Annotated in this window: 1 pseudogene; it reads left to right on the plus strand. The window is 66.0% G+C overall.

The annotated features are described in order from the left end of the window. Positions 1-1,288 precede the first annotated feature (1,288 nt). Positions 1,289-2,083, plus strand: a pseudogene (locus tag AC2A1K_RS35555) (phospholipid carrier-dependent glycosyltransferase); the annotation flags it as partial. Between the last annotated feature and the right edge of the window lie 129 nt (positions 2,084-2,212).

The raw sequence follows: 2,212 nt of genomic DNA on the forward strand, positions 1-2,212 counted from the left end.
CCACCTCGAAAGTGCCCTCCGGGTCGGGGACCGATGGCGTCGCAACCTTCAGTCTTCCCTGCTCAGAGGGCACTTTCGTCTATCAACACCCGACGACTTCACCAACCTCGTGAAGAGCTCGGGCTAGAACGGCTCCGTGCTCAAGTGGACGGGCCATGCATAGATTCCCCGCCAGTGGCCGGAGGCAGTCCGCCCGACTGGCCACGAGCTCTACGCGACCTTGGTCAACGAGCAGTACCAGGGCGTCAGCGCCGTGGCGGAGCGTCTTGTGTCGGGGTACCCACTCCGGTTCACGAACTCGCCGCGGGCAGAGGGGTATTGAGCGGCCCGGTACGGTCAGAGCGCGACGAGCGTAGAATGCGAGAGGAGCGAGGATATGCGGCATTCGATCCTCTGGGGTGGCGCCTTGGCAGCAGTCGCCGTCGTAACCGGCGCCGTTGCCTGCACTCGCAGCGAACCACCCCCATCTTCCCCTAGTAGTTCCGCAGCTCCACCGACCGCACCATCGCCCACGCCACCTAATCCGAACCAGGGCGGTCCGTACGTACATCTGCCCCCTTCAACCGCGTTCCCTGGAACCCGTGTTGACCCGCCGCGCAGTCCCGCGCCAATGCCACGCGTGAGCCCGAGGACAGGCGGATAGCGAACATTCTACTGAGAATTAGCATTTCGCTCTCTCAGAGGACGTTTCATAAGTCGTGACGCGTCGCTGGGGTAATCTCGAGGGTCGACGGCTGTTGACTCGTTGGGGTGCGAAGGCACGCCACCCGCCGTCTGTAGGTCGGTGGCCAGTCTGCCGCGTGTCGGCGGCCCGTCGTGTCAGTCACAGCTCATAGCGTCTATGCCATTGTTGAAGCGCGATGATACCCGGTCGGGCCGCGACGAGATCGGACAGGGGAGTTCCGGACACGGGTCCGTGAATTGGCGGGCATCTGTTCGATGTGCCCAGCTCGTTAGCCGATGCGCCATGAGGGGTCGTTCCAAGCAACTAACTAGGACGAACGAAGCTCAGACCATCTGGGGCGTAGTGAGGGCAGTGGTCTCGGGGATCGATCCGGGTCGGTACAGGCGGGACGCGGTGCTGGGAGCGCGGCGTGAGAGCCTCGGGGAACGGCCAGCCGGCAGTCATCGTGGACGCCGCCTCGGGGATTGCAGCGGTCGCCGCGAGAACCGGGGGTGTGGGCTCGAGTTGAGTGTTGGCAGCGTGACGAGGTCGGCGAGCGCGTCGCCTACGGCTCGGTCCGACTATCGATCCGAGTGGGGCGTGCTGGGGTGGCAAGACGCCCCAATGCCCGGCGATCGAGTGCGGGCGGCCGTGGTGGCTGTGGTGCTGACAGCGGTAGCGGGCGTGGTGCGGTTCTGGGGGTTGGGGTCGGTCACCGACCAGGGCACCCCGATCTTCGACGAGAAGTACTACGCGGTGCAGGCCTGGCAGGTGCTACGCAACGGCGGGTTCGAAGACAACCCCGGTTATGAAGTGGTGGTACACCCGCCGCTGGGTAAGCAGCTCATCGCGCTAGGCCAGTGGGTGTTCGGCTACGACCCGGTGGGGTGGCGGGCGGCGGGGGCGCTGGCCGGCACGGTGTGCGTGCTGTTGGTCGTACGAGCGGCGCGGCGGATGACCCGGTCGACTTTTCTGGGTGGGCTGGCCGGGGTGCTGTTGATCGCGGACGGGGTCAGCCACGTGTCTTCACGCACCGCGCTGCTCGACATCTTCCAGGCGGTGTTCGTGCTGGCCGCGTTCGCCGCGATCCTGGTCGATCGAGATCAGGTCCGCGACCGGTTGGCCGTGGTGCTGACCGAGGGTCGAGCTGAAGAGAGCTGGTGGGGTCCGCGCTGGGGGGTGCGATGGTGGCGCCTAGCCGCCGGGTTGTGCTTGGGCGCAGCGTGCGCGGTGAAGTGGTCCGGGGCCTATTACCTCGTCTTCTTCACGGTCCTGGTCCTCGTGTTCGACGTCGCGGCTCGACGAGCCGCGGGAGTGCCCCGCCCGATCAAAGCCACGCTGGTGCGGGATCTCGCGCCGGCGGGGTGGGCACTAGGTGTGATACCGGTGCTTGTCTACCTGGGCTCGTGGCTGCCGTGGATGGGCCTGTCAGATGGTCTGTGTACGAAGATCAGCTGGAGCTGAAGGAGTACACAGTTGACCGTGGCTGAAGATCGGCAGGATGGGCATCCGTTGGGGGTGTCGGCGGCGCCGGAGGGGTCGGCACGT

The sequence above is a fragment of the Actinomycetospora sp. 2LY8.5 genome, assembly GCF_057180585.1.